The 24,206-nt window shown below is 43.0% G+C and carries 19 protein-coding genes; 11 read left to right on the top strand and 8 right to left on the bottom strand.

The features are described 5' to 3' along the window. Complete coding sequence (locus tag DW650_RS06040) at positions 1 to 1,062, top strand: NAD-dependent epimerase/dehydratase family protein (protein ID WP_015559565.1); 1,062 nt, start codon at positions 1 to 3, stop codon at positions 1,060 to 1,062. Positions 1,063 to 1,082: 20 nt separating this feature from the next. Beyond that, positions 1,083 to 2,312 (top strand): polysaccharide pyruvyl transferase family protein, encoded by a 1,230-nt coding sequence (locus tag DW650_RS06035; protein ID WP_006856661.1) that lies wholly within the window; start codon positions 1,083 to 1,085, stop codon positions 2,310 to 2,312. A gap of 83 nt (positions 2,313 to 2,395) precedes the next feature. Here the strand turns inward: DW650_RS06035 and DW650_RS06030 are convergent, their stop codons facing one another. Continuing rightward, positions 2,396 to 5,245, bottom strand: a complete 2,850-nt coding sequence (locus DW650_RS06030) for a right-handed parallel beta-helix repeat-containing protein (RefSeq protein WP_118209336.1) — start codon at positions 5,243 to 5,245, stop codon at positions 2,396 to 2,398. A 207-nt stretch (positions 5,246 to 5,452) separates the two neighbouring features. On the opposite strand from DW650_RS06030, the gene DW650_RS06025 reads away from it, so the two are divergent. Both DW650_RS06025 and DW650_RS06020 read left to right on the top strand, forming a co-directional pair. Continuing rightward, a complete protein-coding gene (locus tag DW650_RS06025; RefSeq protein ID WP_118209335.1) occupies positions 5,453 to 7,195 on the top strand; it encodes an IS1634 family transposase in 1,743 nt (580 codons plus the stop codon). Between the two features lie 203 nt (positions 7,196 to 7,398). Further along, on the top strand, positions 7,399 to 7,647 hold the full coding sequence (locus DW650_RS06020; RefSeq protein ID WP_033121501.1) for a DUF6061 family protein: 249 nt from the start codon (positions 7,399 to 7,401) through the stop codon (positions 7,645 to 7,647). A 49-nt stretch (positions 7,648 to 7,696) separates the two neighbouring features. Here DW650_RS06020 and DW650_RS06015 read toward each other — a convergent pair whose 3' ends face one another. The 7 genes from DW650_RS06015 to DW650_RS05985 form a co-directional block, all read right to left on the bottom strand. Further along, entirely contained in the window at positions 7,697 to 8,722 is a 1,026-nt protein-coding gene (locus DW650_RS06015) for a sensor histidine kinase (RefSeq protein WP_055228679.1), read from the bottom strand. Next, the gene (locus DW650_RS06010) at positions 8,719 to 9,396 is read right to left on the bottom strand and encodes a response regulator transcription factor (protein ID WP_055228678.1); all 678 of its coding nucleotides are present in this window, start codon (positions 9,394 to 9,396) and stop codon (positions 8,719 to 8,721) included. The genes DW650_RS06015 and DW650_RS06010 overlap by 4 nt, the downstream gene beginning before the upstream one ends. Before the next feature lie 19 nt (positions 9,397 to 9,415). Continuing rightward, on the bottom strand, positions 9,416 to 11,488 hold the full coding sequence (locus DW650_RS06005; RefSeq protein ID WP_055228677.1) for an ABC transporter permease: 2,073 nt from the start codon (positions 11,486 to 11,488) through the stop codon (positions 9,416 to 9,418). Further along, on the bottom strand, positions 11,478 to 12,245 hold the full coding sequence (locus DW650_RS06000; protein ID WP_033121505.1) for an ABC transporter ATP-binding protein: 768 nt from the start codon (positions 12,243 to 12,245) through the stop codon (positions 11,478 to 11,480). Before DW650_RS06000 ends, DW650_RS06005 begins: the two co-directional genes overlap by 11 nt. Before the next feature lie 77 nt (positions 12,246 to 12,322). After that, entirely contained in the window at positions 12,323 to 13,510 is a 1,188-nt protein-coding gene (locus DW650_RS05995; protein WP_033121506.1) for a hypothetical protein, read from the bottom strand. Between the two features lie 35 nt (positions 13,511 to 13,545). Then, positions 13,546 to 14,253, bottom strand: a complete 708-nt coding sequence (locus DW650_RS05990; RefSeq protein WP_055228676.1) for a hypothetical protein — start codon at positions 14,251 to 14,253, stop codon at positions 13,546 to 13,548. A 10-nt stretch (positions 14,254 to 14,263) separates the two neighbouring features. Continuing rightward, positions 14,264 to 15,370, bottom strand: coding sequence for a DUF6076 domain-containing protein (locus DW650_RS05985; RefSeq protein ID WP_118209334.1), 1,107 nt, complete (start codon positions 15,368 to 15,370; stop codon positions 14,264 to 14,266). Between the two features lie 222 nt (positions 15,371 to 15,592). Here DW650_RS05985 and DW650_RS05980 point away from each other — a divergent pair, with 222 nt between their 5' ends. The 7 genes from DW650_RS05980 (at position 15,593) to DW650_RS05945 (ending at position 24,185) form a co-directional block, all read left to right on the top strand. Further along, positions 15,593 to 16,213: a CHC2 zinc finger domain-containing protein gene (locus tag DW650_RS05980; RefSeq protein WP_033121509.1), complete on the top strand. Its 621-nt coding sequence runs from the start codon at positions 15,593 to 15,595 to the stop codon at positions 16,211 to 16,213. A 1-nt stretch (position 16,214) separates the two neighbouring features. Beyond that, positions 16,215 to 17,561, top strand: coding sequence for a DNA primase family protein (locus tag DW650_RS05975; protein WP_117347204.1), 1,347 nt, complete (start codon positions 16,215 to 16,217; stop codon positions 17,559 to 17,561). Positions 17,562 to 17,961: 400 nt separating this feature from the next. Beyond that, positions 17,962 to 18,177 carry a hypothetical protein gene (locus DW650_RS05965; RefSeq protein ID WP_055228675.1) on the top strand — a complete coding sequence of 72 codons (216 nt, stop codon included), beginning with the start codon at positions 17,962 to 17,964 and terminating at the stop codon, positions 18,175 to 18,177. A gap of 346 nt (positions 18,178 to 18,523) precedes the next feature. Next, entirely contained in the window at positions 18,524 to 19,813 is a 1,290-nt protein-coding gene (locus DW650_RS05960) for a plasmid recombination protein (RefSeq protein WP_118209390.1), read from the top strand. Positions 19,814 to 19,831: 18 nt separating this feature from the next. Further along, positions 19,832 to 20,134, top strand: coding sequence for a hypothetical protein (locus DW650_RS05955; protein ID WP_033121834.1), 303 nt, complete (start codon positions 19,832 to 19,834; stop codon positions 20,132 to 20,134). Between the two features lie 80 nt (positions 20,135 to 20,214). Then, on the top strand, positions 20,215 to 21,861 hold the full coding sequence (locus DW650_RS05950) for a recombinase family protein (protein ID WP_199572093.1): 1,647 nt from the start codon (positions 20,215 to 20,217) through the stop codon (positions 21,859 to 21,861). 359 nt (positions 21,862 to 22,220) lie between these two features. Beyond that, entirely contained in the window at positions 22,221 to 24,185 is a 1,965-nt protein-coding gene (locus tag DW650_RS05945; RefSeq protein WP_118209333.1) for a hypothetical protein, read from the top strand. Positions 24,186 to 24,206: the final 21 nt, after the last annotated feature.

The following is a 24,206-nucleotide window of genomic DNA, read 5'->3' as shown; positions in this document are numbered from 1 at the left end:
ATGAACGAGTGCATGGAAAATGAAATTATGCAGCAAGATCTGGAGATGCTTGTAGATAGTGATCTGCCAATTACAGCATTAGAGGGTAAGTCGGTACTTGTGACAGGTGCGACAGGATTGATTGGTTCGCAGATGGTATATTTGCTTGCATGTTATAACCGAATGCGTAACCTTCAGATTCATATTATTGCTATGGTGCGTAATGAAGAAAAAGGGAAAAAGATGTTTTCGCATCTGATTGGGCGTGGGGATGTTGAATTGCTTGTTGGTGATATAAATAGACCAGTGGTATATTCGGATTCTGTAGATTACATTATACACGGAGCCAGTGCAACCAGTTCAAAATATTTTGTGTCTAATCCTGTTGAAACAATTTATACGGCATTGGATGGAACGTCAAATATCTTAAAGTTTGCTACAGAAAAAAAGATAAATGGGATGGTGTATCTGTCATCTTTGGAGGTATATGGAACACCGGAGAAAGATGCAGATCTGATTACAGAAAATGATTATGGATATATTGAACCGCTCAGTGTAAGAAGCAGCTATTCCGAAGGAAAACGTATGGTAGAGTGTTTGTGTGCATCTTATGCACACGAATATAGTGTACCGGTTAAGATTGCCAGACTTTCTCAGACCTTTGGACCGGGAGTTGCATACGAAGATGGAAGGGTGTTTGCGGAATTTGCACGCTGTGCATTGGAACAGCGGGATATTGTACTGCATACGCAGGGACATACGGTAAGAAGTTATTGTTACACAAAAGATGCACTTTCTGCATTATTATACATTTTAATTTCCGGTAAAGCAGGGGAAGCATATAATGTTACGAATATGGATACTGCGGTGTCGATTAAGGAAATGGCAGAATTGGTCTGTGAGACAATTGGAAGTGGAAAAATCAAAACTGTGATCGATATTCCTGAGGATTTAGCCTCTTTCGGATATAATCCGGAAATGATAATCCGATTGGATAGTAAAAAATTAATGCAGCTTGGCTGGAAAGCAACAATTGGATTAGAAGAGATGTTTGAGCGTTTGATAAAGGGAATGAAGAAATAATTTGAAAGGAGATCTACAATATGAAATTTGGTGTAGTGATTCACAAACCGACAATGAATTTGGGGGATGATATTCAGACCTATGCAGCAGCTAAATTATTGCCTCATGTTGATTATCAGATAGATAGAGAATATATTAGTGATTTTAAAAGTGAAAATGATGAACCGGTAGCTGTTATCATGAATGCATGGTGGATGTGGAAAAAATGGAACTGGCCGCCTGCAGACTGTATTATCCCCAAATTACTGAGCATGCATATTAATAATTATGGGGTTGCAAGAAAATCATCTCCAATTTATGCCGAATGGGCGCAGGGATGTGGAGGAGAGTTTTTTAAGAAGTATGGTCCGGTGGGATGCAGAGATATGGCATCGCTTGATTTTTTTAAAGAACAGGGTATAGATTGCTATTTTAGCGGGTGTCTTACATTAACAATTCCGAAACAGGAGAAAACGGAAGATGCGGGAACATATGTCTGTTTGGTTGATTTAAACGATAAGATCAGAGCGAAAGCAATGGAATATCTGAAAGATACAGGACTAGAAATTCGGGTTATAAGTCATAATTGTGATTATAGAAAATCGAACGCAACATTTGAAGAGAGAATGGCAAAAGCAGAGGAGATACTTACTTTATATCAAAATGCTAAATTTGTTATTACGCGAAGGCTGCATGTAACATTGCCTTGTCTTGCACTAGAGACCCCCGTTTTGTCAATCGTTGATCTCAAGGATGCGGAAGGAAATGGGACACGCTGGGGATGTTATATGGATACGGTTCGTTGTATTGATAATGAAGATTTCTTATCTGGTAATTTTGAGTATGATTTCAATAATCCGCCAGAAAATAAAAAAGGATATCTTGCTTTACGCGAAAAGCTGATTCAGGATGTACAGGATTTTGTTGCCGAGTATGAGAATTGTGATCTGCCATTAGAACAGGTGCGGAAGACTACCTATACACCGTTGGAGCGTTTAGAGTGGCAGAATAACATGAAAACAGAAGTGTTAGAGAAGTGGTTAAAGAAAAGCAGAAAACTTCTGGATGATAAAAAATTATTTGAAAAAAAATATAAGGATACATTAAAAAACCTGAGAAAGTACAAAAAATATGTAGATGAATTACAAAGTCAGGGAATTATTAGTGAAATTAAGCTTCCTGATGTGGAGGATACACCGAAATCAGAGCAGCAATTGCAGCGAGATGCTTTCAAAAATAAAATTTGGAAGAAAATTAAAAAAATGTTTTGATTATAAAAAGCAGATGGTTTATTTGAAAGATTCAAATGCCATCTGCTTTTGTTATGATAGTGTAGTTGTATTATAAAAATTGGTTATTTGATCTTGATGGATACAATCTTACTATCTAGTCCATAAACTGTAGTTTTTCCTATTGTAGTGTATGGAACAATTTTATAGTAATAAGTAGACTTCCTCTTTAATTTAGAATCTTTATAGGTAATGGTTTTATTCTTTTTTATCGTAGAAATTTTTGTATAGCTGCCATTTTTGGAGGCTGAACGATAAACAACATAGCCGGAAGCTGATGAAAGTTTTTTCCAATTTAATGTAGCTGTTTTTGCTGACTTTGATTTTCCGGAAAGTGATTTTACAGTTAATGTTTTAACATAACTGGAATTAACTTTTACATTATTATAAGTATTCTTTTTGAAAGTATTCGGATAAACAGTCCCCTTTACTTTGGAAGAAAGAATAATCGCCCTACTACAGGAAGAGATTGTATTGCTGCTAAGAATAAGTTTACCTGAGTCAGCACGGATACCATCAATTTTTTTTGAATTGCCTGTTATGATATTTTTCTTCAACGTAATTGCGTAGGAGGTAGAGGCAGGGTTGCAATAAATAGGGTAAGCCTTGCATTTTTTTATTGTATTTCCACTGATCGTCATTTTGCACTTTACAGAGTTGATCGCAATTCCTTTATCTTTTCCAGAGGTAATGGTATTGTCGGATATTGTACCTGTTTTGCTTTTGGTAAAGATAAAAATACCTGTATTGGCAGGTTTGCTGATTGAGTTGCCAGAGATAGTTCTTGCAGTACTCTTTTCGGCACAGATGCCATACTTACCAGGTGAGGTAATTTGATTATTCGCAATGGTAGAAACTTTGCTGTTGTTATATACATGTACACCAGTAATAGCAGGTGATTGTATCGTATTGGCTTTTATGGTTTTGGCAGTAGCACAATCGATAAATACACCATGTTTTCCAGAAGCATTAATGGTATTACTGGAAAGTTTATTTACTGTACATTTGTTATGCAAAAATACACTGTTTGTTTTTGCAGAAGAAAGCGTATTTTTACTTATTTCAGTGACTGTGCTTCCGTCAATGTTAATGTTGACATTTCCGGCAGAAATATTGTTGTCTGTGATTAAGTCAACATTAGAATTATTATAAATAAATATTCCGTTGATACCAGGCTTGTTAACCGTATTTGAAGAAATATTCGTAGCACTGGCATTTTCTATCATAATAGCATTGTTAGTTGGTGTAGTTACTGTATTCCCTGAAATGGATTTTGCAGAGGATTTTTCAAATATATGTATGCCGGAAAGGGGCTTATTGATTGTATTATTGTCAATGATTCCATTGGTAGAGGATTCGCGTAACTGTATGCCATAGAAGGTATTTTTAGGCTTTGAAACCTGAGAATAAGTTATTGTATTTCCAGTTATTGTTGAGTTCCTGGCGTCTTGCAGACGGATTCCATGTCCATCCGTATTGATCGTATTATCGGAGATGGTTATGCCGCTGATAAAATAATTACCTGCAGGAATTGTATCTCCAGAGCCGGTAGTGGCAGAACCTAGATTTAAACCACTGACAAAAATAGCGGCATTTTCGTAATCTTCATAAGGGTCATTACCTGAAGCTGCAATTGTATTATTGCTGATAACCATTTTTTGATTGTTCACAGGAGTTTGATATGTAACCGGGGTTGATGATGGAATATGTCCTTCTTTTACTGCTGTGGAAGCAAGAAAAGTACCACTTTCACGAACGGAATATATCATGATACCTTGCGGAGTATCAGTTATGGTATTGCCTGTAATAGTACAGTTGATGTAATTCATTGCCTGTATAGCTAGACTCTTAAGACTGGTAAATGTATTGTTGGAAATTTCTATCGTGTCTACTGGATTGTTTAGTATTGCAGTGTGACTACCAATACCACGTGGAACATTTTTAAAGGAGCAACCGGTAATTTTTACATTCTTTAAAGGAAGATCTTCAGATAGATAACCGGACAAGTGAGATTCTAGTAAAATATCAAGCTGAATGGCTTCATAGGTATAGGGTTTGGCACTTGTCGATAATGCCTGATCGGCAAAATTACAATTTTGAATTGTGATACCGTTATTGCCAGCAATCTCCATAAGGTGAGAATTGGAACAATTTTTCAATGTGGCATTCATCAGAGTAATGTTCTGTGTATGACAGATCTTGATGGCGGTATTGCTATTGCCATTTTCGTTCCAGATACCGCCATCAATGGTAATATTTTGGTAATAATAACCTGAATGTGTATCATTACTGTCGCCTACTTTTATCATGTTGTAATTGCTTCCCTTGTTTTGAGTAAGGGTAACACCTGTCAGGCAAAGATAAGTGTTGCTGTAAATACGAAGTCCTTGTGTGAGAGAATATTTTCCGGGATCTACAAAAACTTTGTATGGTAAGTCTGTTGTTGCATTTTCCTGAGCTTCATCTAGTGCAGATTGTATAGCGGCATATGCACTGGTGGAAGAAATTTCACTTTTGGTTACATTAATAACATAATACCCATTGGAAACAGCTCCTTTGGGAGTATCAAATTGTTCGGAAATTTCAGTATCTTCCGTTAATTCGATAATTTCGAAATTATCATTGTTCTCTGATTCTTCGATAGTTTCTGATGATTCAGTAGTTTCTGATGATTCAGTAGTTTCTGATGATTCAGTAGTTTCTGATGATTCAGTAGTTTCTGATGATTCGGTCATTTCCGACACTTCAGTTGTTTTCAATTCCTCGGATTTTTTGAACATTTCAGATACTGTATCCGCAATAGAATCGATATCTTGAATATTCGGTGATGCATATGATGATGAAGTGGATGACAGTAATAAAGCTGTACCCAGAATACAACTGCATACTGTCTTAAAAAAACATTTCTTTTTCATAAATATACCTCCATAAATAATATTATAGTGCTAGTGTACCACCTGAGGTACTATGTGACAAGATAATCACGGGAGTTTGACAGTTGAATATCTAAAAAAGTTATCGCAGGTCGCATAAAATCTGCATTTTTTATGTCAAATTTTTCGTTTTAATATGTACTTATTTGTAATAGTTTGGTATACTTAAAAGAAAAAGGATTTTGTGTTATGTATATTGCAGTTACAGGTAGTAAAAATAATAAAGATGTTTACATTTATCAATCATTCCGAAAAAAAGACGGAAAATCATCCTCTCGTATTTATAAGAAGCTTGGAAAATACAACACCTTGTTGGAACAGTTTGATGGTGATAATGAAAAACTTATGGCTTGGGCGAAAAGCGAAGCTGCCAAAGAAACAGATCTCTACAATGAGCGTACGGGGAAAGTAACGGTTGAATTCTCTCAAGCTGCCTGCATTCCTATGAACGAGACACGTTCTTTTCATGCCGGTTATCTATTTCTTCAACAATTATGTACGGAGCTACGCCTTGATAACATCTGCCGTGTGATTAAAGGGCGCCATAAATTTAAGTATGATCTTCATGCGATTCTGACTGATCTCGTTTACGCAAGTGTTCTCTCTCCTTTAAGCAAGCTCAGCAGTTATAACTTTTGCAAAACGCTTCTTGAACCACCAAAGTATGAGATTCAGGATGTTTACAGAGCTTTATCTGTAATCGCGGAAGAGTCGGATTTTATCCAAAGTGAACTATACAAAAATTCAAACTTCATCCATCCAAGAAATCAGAAGATACTTTACTATGACTGTACGAATTATTACTTTGAGATTGAGGAAGAAAGCGGTTTGAAGCACTATGGAAAAGGCAAGGAGAACCGTCCAAATCCGATTGTTGGTATGGGGCTGTTTATGGATGCTGATGGCATTCCACTTGCATTTGATGTTTTTCCAGGTAACCAAAACGAGCAGACAACGCTTAAGCCTCTGGAGAAGAAAATCATAAAAGATTTTAACTGTAGTGAATTTATTTTCTGTTCAGATGCCGGCCTTGGAAGTGCAAATAACCGAGCGTTTAACAGCATCGGGAATCGGGCTTATGTCATCACGCATTCCCTTAAAAATATGAAGCAGGAAGACCGTGATATTGCCCTGAATCCAACACAGTTCAGAAAAGCTGGTTCGACAGATTTTATAGATATCAGGACTGTGGACGAAACTGATGATGAAGTTTTTAACTCCATTTACTACAAGGAAGTCCCTGTTGTTACCGGAGATTTGGATGAGACGCTGATCGTTACATACTCACCGAAATATAAAGCTTATCAGCAAAGAATACGGTCACGTCAAATCGAGCGTGCAGAGATGATTATCAACTCTCCTTGCAAAAAACAAAAGGGCAAAAATCAAAATGATCCAATGCGTTTTGTGAAAAATACTGCCGTAACAAACGATGGTGAGATTGCAGAAAAGAAAGTATATGAGATTGATGAGGAACAGATAGCCAAAGAAGAACTTTACGATGGCTTCTACGCGGTTATGACAAATCTGGAGGGAAATATCGAGGAAATCATAAAGATCAATAAGCAGCGCTGGGAAATTGAAGAAAACTTCAGAATCATGAAAACAGAATTCGAAGCCAGACCTGTTTATGTCAGAAGAGATGACCGTATCAAGGCACATTTCATGACCTGTTACATCAGCCTTCTTCTCTACCGTCTGTTAGAAAAGAAAATAGGAAATAGCTATACAACAGAGCAGATCATAGAGACTCTGCGATCCATGAAAATGACACTGTTAAATACCGCTAATGGCTATGTTCCATCCTACACCCGAACTGAAATAACGAACTCTTTACACAAAACTTTTGGTTTTCGGACAGACTATGAATTTATAAAAAAATCTACGATGCGAAGCATCATCAAGCAAACAAAAGAAATAGATTTACCATAGTGTAAAAAATATAGCACAATAACACATATCACTGCGAAACAAAAAACGGCTGTAAGCCTTGGCTTAACAGTGATAAGGAACTAATTTACTTATCAACTGTTAGCTGACGGTTTCCGGGGTGCATACGGACAAATCCCGTCTGATTTCTAACAGGAAGTCAGACGGGATTTTCGCTTTATATTACGAATTATGGAGGACATACCATGAAAACCTTAATATCTTGTGCCTACAATATGGATAATTGCTGTGTGGAAGTGAAATTCAGCGACGGCAGTATGATTGCGATTGACACTATCGTCGTTGAGAACGAGATTGCTGACAATATGTATCAGCGGTCAGAGCTGGATTATTTGATCTACAACGCTCCTTTGGAGTATGCAGACCTTATCTTGAACGGCGATCCCGAAACCTATTTGAAAACTGTAACAGAATACAAGCCTTGGGATAGCTGACAACACGCTGCCCGCAGGAGAAAATCCTGCGGGCGTTTTTCTGTTTATATTATTTCCCTCCGTTGGATCTCAATTTAGGAAAGAAGATGACAATCTTGAAGCTCTTTCCCCACTGGGAAGCTGCTTCCAGATGAAGATTTAGATCGTCGGCCATCTTCTTAACCAGGTAAAGTCCCATACCGGTAGCCTTCTTTCTGCTGTCAGTAGAATCCCCGGTAAAGCCCTTTTGAAAAATGTACGGCAGATTATATTTTTTTACGCCAATGCCGTTATCTTCAACAGAAAGGATATCTGCAGTCTCCGAATGTATCACGGAAATTGTAAGCATGGGACTATCGCTGCTATATTTGATGGCATTGCTAACGATTTGTCCCAACATAAACTGAAGTCCTCTACGGTCTGTATAGACTGTTTCAGATTGCAGTTTGTTGAGAATGACAAAATGCTTCTCTTCAAGAAGTGGGGCATAGTCCTCCAGAACTTCACCCAAGCAGTCATTCAAATTGACATCCTCAAATCGGTAATCCTTTGTACTGCTCTTCAACCGGGCATAGTACAGCATCTGCGTGACATCCTCCTGAAGCTGACTGCGGACATAATCCAGCTTTGCTTGCAGGGAAGGAGAGATTTCATCGTTCCGGTTATCCAAGAGCATGGTCAGCAACGATAGGGGCGTTTTCGCTTCATGTGCCCAGCCCTCCACGTATTCTTCATAGTCCCGTAGGGCATCCGCCATATTGTTACTCTCGTTTTTGTATTCCCGTAAAACCGAAGCCAAAAATCGGACAGATTCTCCTTCTTTCTGACTAATGGCACTGAGCAGCCGTTCTTCATTGCAGATGGTAGGATCACTGAGGAAATCTCGGAACAGTTCCATGTGGGTGTTCTCCCTCTTGTTTAGTACAAACAGAATCGCTGAAAACAAAAGGATGCTCGTCAGAACTACTAACCCGATCAAGGTTTGAAATACCTGAATGTCAGAAATCCAAAGAATGACAGCGCAAAAGCAATCCACGCCCAGCAGCAACAGAAGCCAGGGGTAGTACCGTTCTATCATGTGCCAAAGCTGCTTCATAGAGACACCTCCGCTTCCAAACGGTAGCCCATTCCTCGAACTGCAACGATTCGCTGCTTCATTTCAAGGGCGGACATCGTTTTTTTCAGCCGGGTTAGGTTAACCTGCAAGGCATTTTCATCTATGTATTCCGTGGTTCCCCATAGTGCCATGCAAAGCTGCTCCGTCGTGACCAGAGCATCGCCGCCGGACAAAAGAGCGACCAACAGTTTTCCCTGATTTTTTGGAAGCACCACAGAGGTATTATGAATATAAAGCGTGTAGGTCTGCTGGTCTAACAGGAAATCTGGTCCCTCTATGAGATTGGTACGGCCTTCATACCTTTTGAGAATATTGGATACCCTGGCAAGAAGTCGATCTTTTCTGCACGGCTTCGTCAAATATTCATCGGCACCCAACTGGAACGCTTGCAGTTCATCCTTTACCTGATCTCTGGAAGTCAGCACCAGGACGGGGATAGCAGTTTTATTCTTTAGCTCCTGGCAGATTTGAAAGCCACTGATCTCCGGCAAGTTCAGGTCTAAGATCACAAGGTCAGGGCGGAGGGCTGCCAAGAGCCGAGCGGCATCTTCAAACTCGGTAATTGCCTCCACAAGATAGCCGTCCTTTTGGAGCATATCGCAGAGTTCTTCCCGCATATAGACTTCATCTTCCACAACAGCAATTCTTTTCATGACAGCACCTCCTTCCAAATTATTCTTCTCTCTGCGGCTGCATCAGTGTCAGCAAATACCGATCACTGGAGCGCTTGACCACTCTCATATAAATATATTCTATCACGCAAAGTAGTAAAATCATAGCAGCAGATACAAGCAGCATTTCAGACACTGTCCCACGGGTTCGGGACGAGAGTATCCCTGTAAATAACGCCCTGACTCCAAACAGACTGCTGACAGCCGCAACCAATACAGGAAGTCCCATAAACCAGGTAATTTGCTTTCCAGCAGACTGGCAAAGGGTTTCGTAAGTAGCTCCCAGGCGGATCAGGGTCTGGTATCTGCGCCCGGTTTTCTGCTGACTCATCAGGAACTGAACACCCACGATGGTGTTGGCAACTACCAGGAAAACAATCGCAAGATAGAGGGTAATATAACTGGATGCTATGGTGTAGAAAAGCTGACGACCTATATTCTGAAGATAGCTTTCATATTCAATGCCAGTTTCGTCCAGCTTCTCGTTCAAATCCAAATATGCAGTCATAAGGCTATTTCCATCCAGAGCCTGCTCACTGAGCACCGCATTGACATAGGTATCATACATTCCCTGGCTATAATATAGGAATGCTTCATCCGGAAGAATCAATGCAAAGGACAAGGTTATAGAACGGTCCGTGACCAAATTCACAGACTGAACCTCTCCTGTAAGATGAATCGGACTACCATCCAGTTCCACCTTGGGCTGTCCGGCCAATACTTGGTTCAGCATTGCGGTACGACTTACTGTAGTAAACTCTGTATCAATATAGACAGCGGCCTCCTTTTCGCCTAATTGGAGAGCCGGTTTGCCGGACAATTCCAACAAACGATTATAGTCCGATAAACAAATCAAATATGGGTATGTGGCATAACCAAGATTGTTCAGAAGGACATCCCGGTCTTCCGACTGGGGCAGGCTCCGAAGAGAGTCCATAACAGCGTCCATGCTGTAGGCATTATCATAATCTTCTGTGGTGCGAATACGCCCAACCCTCATTTCAAAAAGCTCTGAAAATTGATTTTCCAAACCGTTTTCTTTCAGGGCTGCCTTTATATTCGGAAGAACCTGCGATGAATCTTCTGCAGTATGATCTTCAAAAGTATAGTCGATTACATGGCCAGAAGACAGGCTATTCGTTCCTGCAATTCCTACGCCCGCACCAAAACAACACAGCGCCGCCAGAATCAGCAGGGAGCTGATGGCCATGGAGGTTGACTGATGAATAACATTCTCCTGAATCTGCCGGAAGGTAAATACATGAAGCTGCTTATTTCCTTTTCCTTTCTTAACAATCAAAGCAATCAGCGCACGCATCCCATAGAAAAGCAGCATCGTACCAACTATGCCCAACAGCAAAGTCAGTCCCATCATACTTACCTTTGTCCATGCAATTCCCTGAATCGCCATGTAGTAAGCCACTGCCAACATCACACTTCCGCATATAGCAGCCAGTCCATAGATAACAGATGGCATTTGCTTTTTGGGGCGGTTCGTTGGCTGGGATAGCAAAGTACCGATCTCCTGGCGGCTGATTCGTCCACTCAAAATCAGAAGTGCCGTCAGCTTAATTGCCAGAAATCCTGCCAGCGTCCATTCAATTGCAGACCAGGATAAAGAAAACTGATGACCGATGATCCCCATGCCTACCAGCTTGGCGGTGACAAGACTGACAATTTCTGAAAGCACCACAGCCACAGGTAAGCCTATGAGCATGGCAAGAATACTGGTCAGGAAATCTTCCGCCAGAAGCATACCAAACAGTTTACTTCTACGCATCCCCAACATTAGATAAACACCAAACTCATGCCGTCTGCGCTCGAACTGATACTTGCAGGCAAAATAGATCAAAAAGAACAGAATACCGAGGGTCATCCCATAAAACGCAGGAATCAGAAGCAGGAGTTTGTCAACTGCGTCACTCTCCATTTTCTGCAAAAAGAGCATCACATCTTGAGTGGAGATGGAAAGAATCATGTAAAAGGCAACAATAGAAATCACCAGGGAGCTGAAAAACAGACCGTTTTCCTTTCGGCTGCGGTGGCTGTTCCGAAGAATGAGATTAGAGAACATTTGCGCTGCCCCCTCCCAGTTGCGCCATCACCTTCAGGATGCGCCCGTAGAACTCCTGCTGGCTTTCGTCTCCACGCCGAAGCTCATGAAAGATCACGCCGTCCTGGATGAACAGAATGCGCTTGCAAAAGCTGGCGGCATTGGAATCATGGGTTACCATCAGGATCGTAGCTTGTTCGTCACGATTCAGGCCGGACAGCTTCTCCATAAGACTTCTTGCGTTCTTAGAATCCAGCGCACCCGTCGGTTCATCGGCAAGGATCATTTGGGGATGTAAGATCAGAGCCCTTGCTGCCGCAACACGCTGACGCTGGCCGCCGGACATCTTGGACGGAAACTTATCCAGAACATCAGTGATTTCCAGATAGTCAGCCAACTGCTTCAGCCGCTGGCTGCTTTCTGCTTCGGATACCCCATGCAAGGAAGTCGGGAGCAGGATGTTTTCCCTGCCAGTCAGGTTGTCCAGCAATTCAAAGTTCTGGAATAGATAACCAACTTTTTTGCCACGGTACTCTGCAAGAGCCTTTCCCTTGAGGGATTGCAGAGTATCGCCTTCCACCTGAATGCTTCCACCTGTGGGTTGAATCACAGTCGCAATACAATTGAGCAGTGTGGATTTACCGGAACCGCTGCTTCCCATAATGCCGAGAAACTCTCCCGGCATCACCTGGAAGGTGATCCCATTCAGTGCCTTTGTTTGACTTGGCACATTGCCATAGATTTTTGTTAAATTTTCAATATTCAAAATGGGTTTCATGTGAATACCTCCTATCATTTGTAATAAAATGATAGCATGGGAACACAGCAAATACCACTTACAGTGGTTGTAAGGATTCAAGATATAAGTGGCGGCTCAAGGGGGACGAGCATATATTTTGTAAGAGCATCAGGCGACAATGATAAAATATACCGGATCGCCTCCTTGGCAAACCAGTTCGTTTTAATTGTATCCCAATCAGCAAGTCGGATAATCTCTGCTGTGCCGTTCTCAAAATCAACTGAAATTTCGCCCCATTCGCCGTCGCAGTCTGCTTGATATTCGTAGATTGCGGCGGCGATTTTCTTTTTGCGCTTGGTTTTGGTTTTCTGTTTCAGCCGGACAGCATGGAGCGCACCTTCGGCAACCAGCAGTTCTGTCAGTTTGTCCACCGCTTTCCGGTAGGCTCGCTCTGCACCGCTGGCTGTGCTGCCCTCAAACATAATCGCCAATTCTTCAAAAGTGGGGCGGTTCTTCCATGAGCCAACTCGCCCGCAGGTCATACAGATTGCTAACCGTTTTTCGAGCAAGGTCTGTTCCCGGTAATTCAGCTTCTCAAATGCCCGCTGTACCTTTTCTGCTTGTATGCCGTTCCAGAGGATGTCGGTATAGTTCCAGCTATCGTCAAGGGCTATATCCTCGCCTGTTTCCTCGCCGTCCTCGTCCGTTATATAGAACGGCTGCTGGTTGCGGATTCCACGGACAACTTTCAGATATTCTTCCGCAAGAGCAAGGTCGCAGTTATACTTCTTGGAAAACTGGTTGACCGCATCTTTGGTGTTATGGTACAGCCACGCCATTGATCGCACCATTTTGTAATTGGTCAGAGAGGATACCGACCATTTTTCTTCGCCCATGCGGAAACGGAGCATAGAATCCCAGATGAACGGATAGATGTATGTAGCATACTCCGCACCCTTGGCAGGATCATAGTCCATCAGCTTTTGGAGCATTTGCTCCCGGCAGGAGATCTTTATATCGATAAATCGGTCTGTGTCGTACAGATTGCCGCCGTCCACACTGAGAAAGCCTTTGATGCGCTTGTTGAGCTGCGTTTCGTAGTGGTGCAGAAAGAACGAAAAATATAGCAAATTCTTTTCCCGCAAAGCAGACAGGATATATTCATTCAGACTGTCCACCGCTGGCGGTTCCGGTTCCAGTTGGAAGATGCGCTCTGCCACATAGGGGATGATGCCGTCACCGTGTGGATTAACTTGGTGCTTCGGTATGTATCCGGTCATGTTCCACGAAAAATCATTTAGCATAGCGCACCTCCCTTCTAAGTAATCAGCGGGAATAATTAACCATAATTCCAAGTTTGTCTTGCAGCATTTATATTATCCAGAAGAACAGATGCAGGATTTGCCTCGTAATAGTACGTGCTCATATCCAAAATGCCTTCTTCCATTTCACCCCACTCTGCTGTGCGAGAAACAAAGATTCTATTATATACACACCAATCGCATGTGGTGGTGAAAGCAGCAATATCTGCAAAGTCTTTTGGAAATACAATTCTTCTTCCATTTGATGTTGGCTTAAGATAGTTCTCCATTATTTCTTTGAAATTCTTCAGATCATAATCCGTAGCGTTTTCCAAAGCTTTACAGACAATCAATTCTTCGTGCGTGAATTCTGTAAGTGTTTCTAAATGGTTTGCAAGAATTAGACCATAAATAACGCAAACCTTTGGGCATTCTGCATTTACGGTTTGTTTGAACAGATTGGCTACGATAATAGCCTTTTCCGGGCTGGAGTTTACATAGTTGTAAAGCTCGTTCAATCTTCTTTCGAGATTAAAGCCAGATGCAAGACCGTTCAGTAGATGGCCGAGTTTGAAGGTATTGTATTCAGATAGAAGATCATTTCCTATTCCGCCTACAATTCCCGCAACTGGGTTTACTACGCCCAACACACCAATAGAGCCAGAACGGATTATTTTGGTCATAGGATTGTCCATAACCCGGCTAAGCGCATTCCCAATATCAGTTAAATCATATTTCTGTGCCATTACATATTCCTCATTTCGTCCGTAATTTTGCTTCTTTCTTCAAAGCAGCCTGTCCCATCTCTTTTTCGTAATCACCTTTGGCATAGGCGACATTGCTCAGCGCTCGAAGCATTTTATCCTTTGCCAGCTTTTTCATAACCTCTGCAAGATCAGCGTCCAGAGTACCACGCTTCACATAGCGGTTTATGGTGTTCAGCCGTTTCTCATAAATCTGTTTCACCGGATGATCGTCCGCAAGCTCCCGTTGTTCTCTGCCTTTCAGGTTGCCGATCTGTCGGCAAGTGCGGTGCAGCTTGTCCCCCGGTGCATAGCCGCCGCAGTATTTGGTGTGCCTTGCGTTGGTGGTGAGGAACCACTTGCCGCAGATTTTGCATTTTTTCGGGGCATGACCAACACATAAGCCCTCAAAAAGATCAGACCGGAACATCCCTACAAAGGATACATAGTGCATCCGCTTGACCAGCTTCGCAACTTTTTCGCCGGGACGGATGACCGATATATACTGAACGGAATTATTCAAAGTAGACATCCAGGCATTGCCCTCCGTGATAGAGAACTCCGGCGGAAAATAGTCGCCGAACATTTTTGCAAAACCCTCTGCGGTGCGTTCTGCTTCATTGCCGTCTGATTTTTCTGCAAAATCAAGCATGGCCGTTTGGTATTCCCCAAGGGAGTATGCCAGATGCCCGAAAACTGCGGTATAGCGTTGGAGCATCATCGCATCGGTAAAGTTCTGGATTTCTTCAAATTGCAAAGAATTGGTTGCGGCTTTTATGGCAAACTCCACATATTTCAGCGCATTGTCCACAGTAAAGACTTTTTCAATCCGTTCTCTGTGCTTTGAGATATTCATATAGGAGAACGGCGGTGTTTGACTGAGAATATCAAGCATCGTCAGAGCAGCTTCCGTTGCAATAGGACAGAGTGCAGAAGCATCCTGTCCGGCGTTTAATATTCCAAGCAGCAGATTGATTTTCTCGCATTGCTCGTTCATCTTTGCGATGGTATCCGCAGGGACATTCAGCGCATCACAGGCAAGAGCGCCGACAGGAAGTGTTTTTCCCTCATATATGACCGTATCCTGCCAAAAATCCAATGTCATCAGTTCTTGGTTCATGCTTGCCCCTCCTGTCCTGTTTTTTCATTTTCTTAATTCTATCATGCTAATGTAAAGAAATCTACATCTATCCATAAGTTGTCCTGTTTTTTGAAACGGGGTTGTCCTCCGATTAGCCTGTTTTTTGAAAAATCCGGCATAACCATAGTAGAAGGAGCCAAACCCCTGCCAATCACGGCGGGTGTTTCGTGCTTTCTAAATACTATGAACGGAGGTTTTTCTATGACAATCTATGAAATCATCAAGGCGGCAATCAGCGTAAAGCAAGCCGCAAAACACTACGGGCTGAATGTCAACCGCAATGGTATGGCTTGCTGCCCGTTCCACAACGACAGGCATCCGAGCTTGAAGCTGAACGAGGATTATTTCTTCTGCTTCGGCTGCGGAGCCAAGGGGGATGTAATCGACCTTGTGGCAAGACTGTTCGATCTGAGCAGTTATGAAGCAGCGCAAAAGCTGGCTGCGGACTTCGGGCTTGACCCGAAACCGCCCACTGCCGCAGCTATGGTCAAGCCAAAGCGTCCCTATATCCGTCAGTTCCGGGAGAATGAAATGCTGTGTTTCCGGGTGCTGACGGATTATCTGCATCTGCTGGAAGATTGGAAAATACGATACGCACCCAAGACACCGGAAGATGCTCTGGATGACCGTTTTGTGGAAGCCTGCCAGATGCACTGCTATATCGAATATATGGCAGATGTGCTGACGGTGGGTGATCTGGAAGAACGGGTGGCATTGGTGGACAAGCTGATGCAGGACGACAAAATTGCTTTTCTGCAAGAGTATACCGCACGAAAGAAAAAGGAGGTGGCGCACCGTGGCGAAGAACCGGAAAACGCCTAATATGAATTTTCCTGTCTGGTTTGACGGGCAGAACATCAACGAAGCTCTGTTTTGTGAAGAATTTCTGCATGAGCGCAGAATCATCTTCGCAAACGGAGCTTTTTTCACGCCCGATGGTCGAGTGACGGATGACCTTCCTCTGCGTGGGGAGATTTACGACAAGCTGAAATTTTGTGCCGTGAACAACATCCCACGGAAGATCACCAACATTCTGGAAGTGCTGAAACTGGAAGCGCAGGTGTCTGACTTCCCTCCGGAGCAGGATCGCATCCATGTTGCCAACGGTACGCTGCTCTTGAACGGCACTTTCACCGAAGGCAGACCGGCTATCGTGCGAAGCCGTCTGCCTGTCGGCTATAATCCCGATGCTCCTGCACCGGTGATCTGGCTGAACTTTCTGGATGGGTTGCTTTACGCCGAGGACATTCCAACTTTGCAGGAGTTTATCGGCTATTGCCTGATTCCCTCCAACAAGGGGCAGCGCATGATGGTGATTAAAGGCAACGGTGGCGAGGGTAAATCTCAAATCGGTGCGGTGCTGTCCACCATCTTCGGCACGAATATGAAAGACGGCAGCATCGGGAAGATTTCTGAAAACCGTTTTGCCCGTGCCGATCTGGAACACATCCTGCTGTGCGTGGATGATGATATGCGGATGGAAGCTCTGCGTCAGACCAACTATGTAAAATCCATCGTGACTGCACAGGGCAAAATGGACTTGGAACGCAAGGGCAAGCAGAGTTATCAGGGCTGGATGTTTGCCCGGTTGCTGGCATTCAGCAATGGTGATCTGCAAGCCCTATATGATCGCAGCGATGGTTTTTACCGCAGACAGCTTGTGCTGACCACCAAAGAAAAGCCCATGGACAGAGCCGATGATCCTGACCTTGCAGAGAAGATGAAAGCTGAAGCCGAGGGTATCTTCCTGTGGGCATTTGAAGGCTTACAGCGGCTTGTTGCCAACAACTTTAAGTTTACGGAGAGTGACCGTATCCGGAAAAACCGGGAAGCGGTCAAGCGTGACAACAACAATATCTTTGATTTCATGGAGTCGGAGGGATACATCCGATTGAAAGCGGATGCTTCCATCAGCTCTAAGGATTTCTATGAAATCTACCGGATGTGGTGTGAGGAAAACTCCCTTGCACCGCTGAAAGCCCGTAGCTTCAGCGATGCCATGATTGCCAATGCCGGGAGATTCAATCTGGAGCATTGCAACAACATCACCAACTCTGCCGGACGGCGGGTGTGGGGCTTTATGGGCGTGGAAGCTGTGGCAAGACCTCATATAAATGGATTTTACGATGTTTCGCCGTGTACGTACGTACCGGAGGACTGGCGGGATTGATTTTGCCAGTCATGCTCTGTACGTATGTACGCAGCATTTACCCCTGTTTTCTTCCGTTATAGGAAACAGCAGCTTTCAAAGCTGACCTGTTTTCGGGCATTAAAAATCAATGGTAATGGAAACAGCAAAGTTTTTGACCGCAGGACGAAACTATTTCACGAAATCGTGCTTCTCTGAACCGTGTACCCTGTTCACGGAACAATGGGTGTTTTCACTGTTCCAGACCAAACCACACAAAACGGCAAAGTGGGATATGGTCATATATGGACAGGACATCACAAGCGAAATTCTGAACGGATTTCGGAGATTGCAGATTTTTCACTGTTCGGTGCATCCACTCCACCTTGGAGCGCAGAGGTTGCACCGACACATGAACTGAATTATGGAGGATTTTATCAATATGAATATACGCAACGAAATAAAGGCACAGATCATCCGTGCCGGGATGACCATGCAGGAAGTTGTTGACCTGCTCTCGGACGAGTACGGATGGAGCGACAGCGTTTCCAACCTGTCCGCAAAATTACAGCGGGAAAGTATACGATACAAGGAAGTATTGGAGCTTGCCGCTGTGCTTGGTTACGACATCGTATGGCAGAAAAGACGGGAGAAGTGATACCCCGGCAACAGCCCTCCGCATCTCCCGTCCCCATAGGCGCACCGCAGTGCTGCCCATGGACAGGCAGTGAAAGATACGGTTTTCGCTGCCATCGTCTGCAAGAAATGTTCCGCAGAACAGCTTCATGCAGACGGGCTGACCAAGGTAAAAGGCGCAGACATTTTGCCTTGGTCAGCAGAGGTCACCGCAGTGACCGCATTCCCCCTCGGGAGAGCCCTCGGAGAGCCCACGGCACTTTGTAGCCAGCATGGATGAAAGTGTAATAGTGGGTTATTACACTTTGAAAAAGTGCCGTTCCTCAGCCCTCCGCTGTCTGCAAATCTTAAAGAAAGGACAAAAATCTATGGCAAGAAATGATGGAATTGATCGTACCTTAGCCAGAAATCAGGACTTGGAAACTCCGGATGATGTGACAAAAGTACAGGAACACAATGAGCGTGAAAAAGACCGTTATTCCAATGTGGACATCGTGCCGGAACGTACTGCGCTGAATGTTCACTTCAAGTCTCCCACTGACGATTATGTAAAAATGTTTGAGCAGATGGAGCAGGACAAGATCATCTCCACCAGAGGGCTGAAACCGGATGCCGTCAAATATGGCGAGTTGGTTTTCGATGTGAACTCCACTTATTTCTACAACCACGGCGGCTATGAGTTTGCAAAACAGTTTTATGCCGATGCCTATAAAGCCGCCGTGGAGATCGTGGGCGGTGAGCAGTATATCCTCTCCGCTGTAATGCATGCCGACGAGCGCAACCGGGCAATGTCGGAAGCTCTGGGTGAGGATGTGTACCACTATCACCTTCATGTGGTTTATATCCCGGTGGTGGAGAAACAAATCCTGTGGTCGAAGCGATGCAAGGATGAATCCCTCCGGGGAACGGTAAAGGAAACGATCACACAGGTCAGCCGCAGTAAGAAGTGGGAATCCAAACCCGTTCTTGATGAAAACGGAAATCCTATGTTGAACGCAAAAGGGAAAAAGATTTTGAAGTCGTCCTACAGTGTGCTGCAGGATGACTTTTTCAATTTCATGCGAAACGCTGGTTATACCGATGTAGAGCGTGGAGAATGTGGCAGCACCGAAGAACATCTGACGGTGACACAGTTCAAGGTACAGGCCGAACAGCAGCGTTTGGAAGCTGTGACCGGACAGGTGGCACAGGCCGAGCAGAGCTTAGCGGATGCCAAAGCTGCCACGGAGAAGCAGAAAAAGAAACTGGAAGCTCTGAAAAAGGAAACTCAGGCTGCTAAGTCTGTTGCTATGACTGCACATGAGATTGAGTCGATGGGCAAGAAAAATCCCATTACGGGAAATGTTACCATGACGGCGGATGAGTGCCGCACGCTAAAGGATTATGCGGTCAGCAGCTTTGCGGAAAAGTCTGAGAAGCTGAAATACAAGCAGAAATTCGAGCAGGCAGATAAAAACGCAAAGATATGGAAAGACCGTTTTGAAAAACTGAACAAAGACTATGAGGAGCTGAAACAAAAAGCCCAGCCTTTCCTGGATGCGATTGAGATTGCATCTGAAAAGGTCTGGGCTTTTATCAATGCCATCCTCGCCAGGGGAAAGGAACTGTATGAACACAAACACCCTGCCCGCAATCGTGGACAGGACATGGAAATTTAAGAAAGGAACTATTTGCCTATGAAGAAAACCGTAGATGAAATTAACAAGATGATTATGGAAGATGCCCCGATGGAAGAAATCAACGATGCCATCGGCTATATTGATATTTGCTCCTGCTTCGATCCGATTTTTGAGCCGCCTATTGATTTTCTGGAAGAATGCCGCAAGCGTTGGGAAGCGGCACAGTCCTCTTTCTGCAAAACCATTGAGTGCAAGATCGGAAACACATGGTATGTGATTGAAACGGAGTGTGATGGAAATGAGCCACTTACCGACAAGGTAAAACGGCTCATTTTTTCTGACAAGGGGGTGATTTGTTAATGACTGCGACACAAAAGCATGATATAATTCCAATATGCACAACGGTACTGTCGGCTGACCAACCACCGAAGGAGGATATTATGTTGGATCAGCAGAAAATTACCATTCTCTATTGCCGTCTGAGCAACGAGGATGCCCAGGAAGGCGAGAGTAACAGTATCGCAAATCAGAGAGAGTATTTAACCCGATATGCCCGTGACCACGGGTATACAAACCTGAAAATTCTGGTGGATGACGGTTATACGGGGACGAACTTCAATCGTCCCGGTGTGCAGGAAGGCTTTGAGCTTGTCAAGCAGGGGCTTGTGGGCTGCTGGCTGGTCAAAGACCTCAGCCGCTTTGGTCGTGACTATCTGACTGTTGGACAATATACGGATATTATCTTTCCGAGTTATGATGTCCGCTTTATCGCTATAAATGATGGCGTAGACAGCAACCGGGGAGACAGCGAGGGCTTCGCCGCAATCCGTAATCTGTTCAACGAGTGGTATCCCCGTGATACCAGCAAGAAAGTCCGTGTCAGTTTGCGGCAGAGAGGAACCAGTGGGAAGCACATGGGCAAACCGCCCTACGGATACCGCTGTGACCCGGAGGACAAGGATCACTGGATTCTGGATGAAGAAGCGGCTCCGGTAGTCAAGCTCATCTTCGACCTTTGCATTGACGGCAAAGGCCCGGAGCAGATTGCAAGGATTCTGGAAGAAAAGCAGATTATGACCGCAAAGGCACTCTATGCCAAGCGAAAGAAAAAGCCGATGCCGGAAAGACCGTACCACTGGGGCAACCAGTCCATTGCAGGGATTTTGGAACGGCAGGAGTACACAGGCTGTACCTGCAACTTCAAGACTTATTCCAAGTCCTACAAGCTGAAAAAGCGGATTCCCAATGAGCCGGAGAATATGTTTTATCTGCCGGACACACAGGAAGCGATTGTATCTCAGGCACAGTTTGACAGGGTGCAGGAACTGAGGAAAAACAAACGCCGCCCCGCAAAAGCGGAACGGCAGGGATTGTTCTCCGGGCTTCTGTTTTGTGCCGATTGCGGCGGCAAGCTCCACTTTGCCACAAGCAAAAGCTTTGAGGGCAAGCAGGATCACTACGTCTGCAACAACTACAAGAGCAACCGTGGTACTTGTACTGCCCACTATATCCGGGAAGATGTGCTTCGTGAAATCGTTCTGGAACGCATCCGGGCAGTCAATGAGTATATCCGAAGCGATGTGGACGGTTTTCAGGAGGAATGGCTGCAATGCCGCAGGACTGACCAGGAGCGCAGCATCCGGGATGACAAAAAGAAGCTGGAACAGGCAAAGAAACGCCTTGCCGATCTGGATGTCATCATCGCCCGGCTGTACGAGGACTATGTTCTTGGAAATCTCAATCAGGACAGATACAGAAAGATGTCTGCGGACTATGAAGCGGAGCAGGAACGGTTAAAGCTCGAAATTGAAGTTATCGAAGAATGGGTGGAACAGCGGGAAGAAATGAACGACGGTCTGGATGCCTTTATCGCCCTGACACAGAAATATGTGGATGTGGAGGAGCTGACACAGACCATCGTGAACGAGTATATCAAGAAAATCATCGTCTATGCCCCGGACAAATCCAGCGGCAAGCGCAAGCAGAAAGTGAAGATTTTCTTCAACTTCGTGGACGATGTAGATATTCCCGTTATTTCCGAGCCTATCATCACGCAAACAACCTATGAACACAGAAAAACGGCGTGACCTTCGGGTCACACCGTTCTCTGCGACAAAATAGTTACTTGTCACTATTAAGCCTTGATTTTACTGGCTTTACGACCGCTTTTTTGCTTTTCAACTGTCAAAGATGGGGAATGGAATGTAAAATGTGCGGGGAGGAATAAATATTGTAAATTGGATGGAAATCCGATATACTAAGTCAGAGGATAGCAAAGAATCAAAAGGATATTTTTAGTTATCCGTTATATTGGAGAAATCATGGAAAGAATAGCAGCAAGCGGAATACAGGCGTTACAGATTTTGATTGAAAATAACGGCATTATTTTGGAATTGCATTTGAGGGGAAAAGGTACAGATTGAAGGAATAACTTGAGGGATAGAAAATGAAAAACTACAAAAATGAAAAAAGCCTGTTTGTTGCGCTGCTTGGATGTACAATATGTCTGATGTTTACCTTGATGTATTTGGGAGGATTTAAAAGTCTGACGTATTTTCTTGGATCAGAAGCAATATATGATTTCCCAGAAACCGATATGATAAAAAATGCAAAAGGATGGGAATATCATGAAGAAGAAAATGGATATTATATTGTCAAGAATAATGCGGTTAATAAATATCGTGTAGATCGCTATGTCAGGACATGGAAATATTTATATTTGACAATTAGCAATTGTTCAGTGTCAGAAGTACACGCAATATTAGAATATTACGATAAAGAAAAAAATATATTAAAAGAACAGCCCATTGTAATTTACAATGGAGAAAATGAGATAGAGCTTGATGAAACTATAGAGATATATCGCATAGGCATACGTATTCGTGATGCGAAAGGTATCTTTTTTTCTATGAATTCAATGGAGATACGAAGTGAAAAGGCTGGATTTTCGTGGCAGAAGTTTTATGAATGTATGGGAATGAGTCTACTTATTTGTGGATGTGTGATATTCATGGGATATTCTGTTAGAAAAAAATATGTTAATACAGAAAATTATGCTTTGGAGAAAAATACTGGGCTCTTATATATATTGCAGAGTCTTTATGTGCTACAGGGGAATATTGTTGGAAAAAAGGCAATTCAGAAGTGCAGAAAAATAGACAGAAAAGTGACAGTTGAAATTTTGTTATGTGTTTTTTTTGCATGGATTTTGTTTTTTGAAATAATGGGATGGACAAAAGGGGAAAGCTATCGTTATTTTTCATTGGGATGTGCTGTTATTTTATTTGCCTGTGGATGTTTGTTGTGGAAAAAAGAATGGAAAAATACAGGAGTTATGTCATCAGTCCTGAAATCATGGTACGGATTATGGATCATGATGGCATTATCAGATGTCTTTAAAGAGGATGGGGAAAAGTTTTTTTCTTATGTGATGATATTTTCAGCAGGCTTTTTTATTTTTGCGTATAATCAGCGATTTAAAGCGGATGCGGTGATATGTCTGTTTTTAAGGGCATTAGAAATAGATTATGTTCTGGTTGTATTGTTTTGTGTCTTTTTTAGACCTAAGATTATAACAGTTTATTATAATGGAATTTGCAGACGTCCAGAGGATTTTGCGATGTATGCCCTGTTAATATTTGCCCTGTTTGTATGGAAGATATATGGGTTAATTGATAATGATGCGTCATATCTTCAGTGGATAGGTTATGGGATGGGGGCAGCGTCAGCACTATATTTTGTACTTAGATCAGGCGGAGTAGTGGCAAAAATTGCATTGATTCTTGTAGCCATAACATATTTATATGGGTGCGTTTATATATGGGTGAAGAAAAGGGTTAGTTTTAGATATCGGTGGAAGCAAATACTGACGGCAATTGTATTTTCATTTTTATGTGTGGTAGTTATACATATTTCGGTCAAATATTTGCCAGATATTTTGCAGACAACGGTTGTGTTTGAGGATGAACAATTGGTCAGTGTACTACCAGAGGATGAATTGCAGCTTTATCAGCAGATGTTTCCAATAACATTGGAAAATGTGACATCGAAAGACACTATCAATGTTATGGGAAGTTGGAAAAATTATGCAAGAATGATGGGGGTATATGGAAATGCAACGCAGATATATAGAAACAGGGAGCCCGTTCAGGCATATAATGGATATCTGGATTTGATGTATCATTACGGTATTTTTGCAGTAATTCCATTTGTATTATATCAAATTTATGGGTTTTGTATATCATTAAAAAAATGTAGAAGATTTTTTGGCAAAAAAAATCCGTATATATTTGTACTATGTGTTAATATTATTTTTACAGTATTTTGTGTGTTTGGGAATGCGTCTGTCAATTTTGGAAACATAGCAGTATGGTGTTATTTCCTTTTTAATGGCGTTTATTTTAAAGAGTGAAAGGTTTGCAATACATTACAG

It is taken from the genome of Roseburia sp. AM23-20 (genome assembly GCF_003470905.1).
In the GTDB taxonomy this organism is placed as follows: Bacteria; Bacillota; Clostridia; order Lachnospirales; family Lachnospiraceae; genus Roseburia; species Roseburia rectibacter.
The sequence above is the reverse complement of the archived record's forward strand: the minus strand, read 5'-3'. Positions and strand labels throughout refer to the sequence as shown.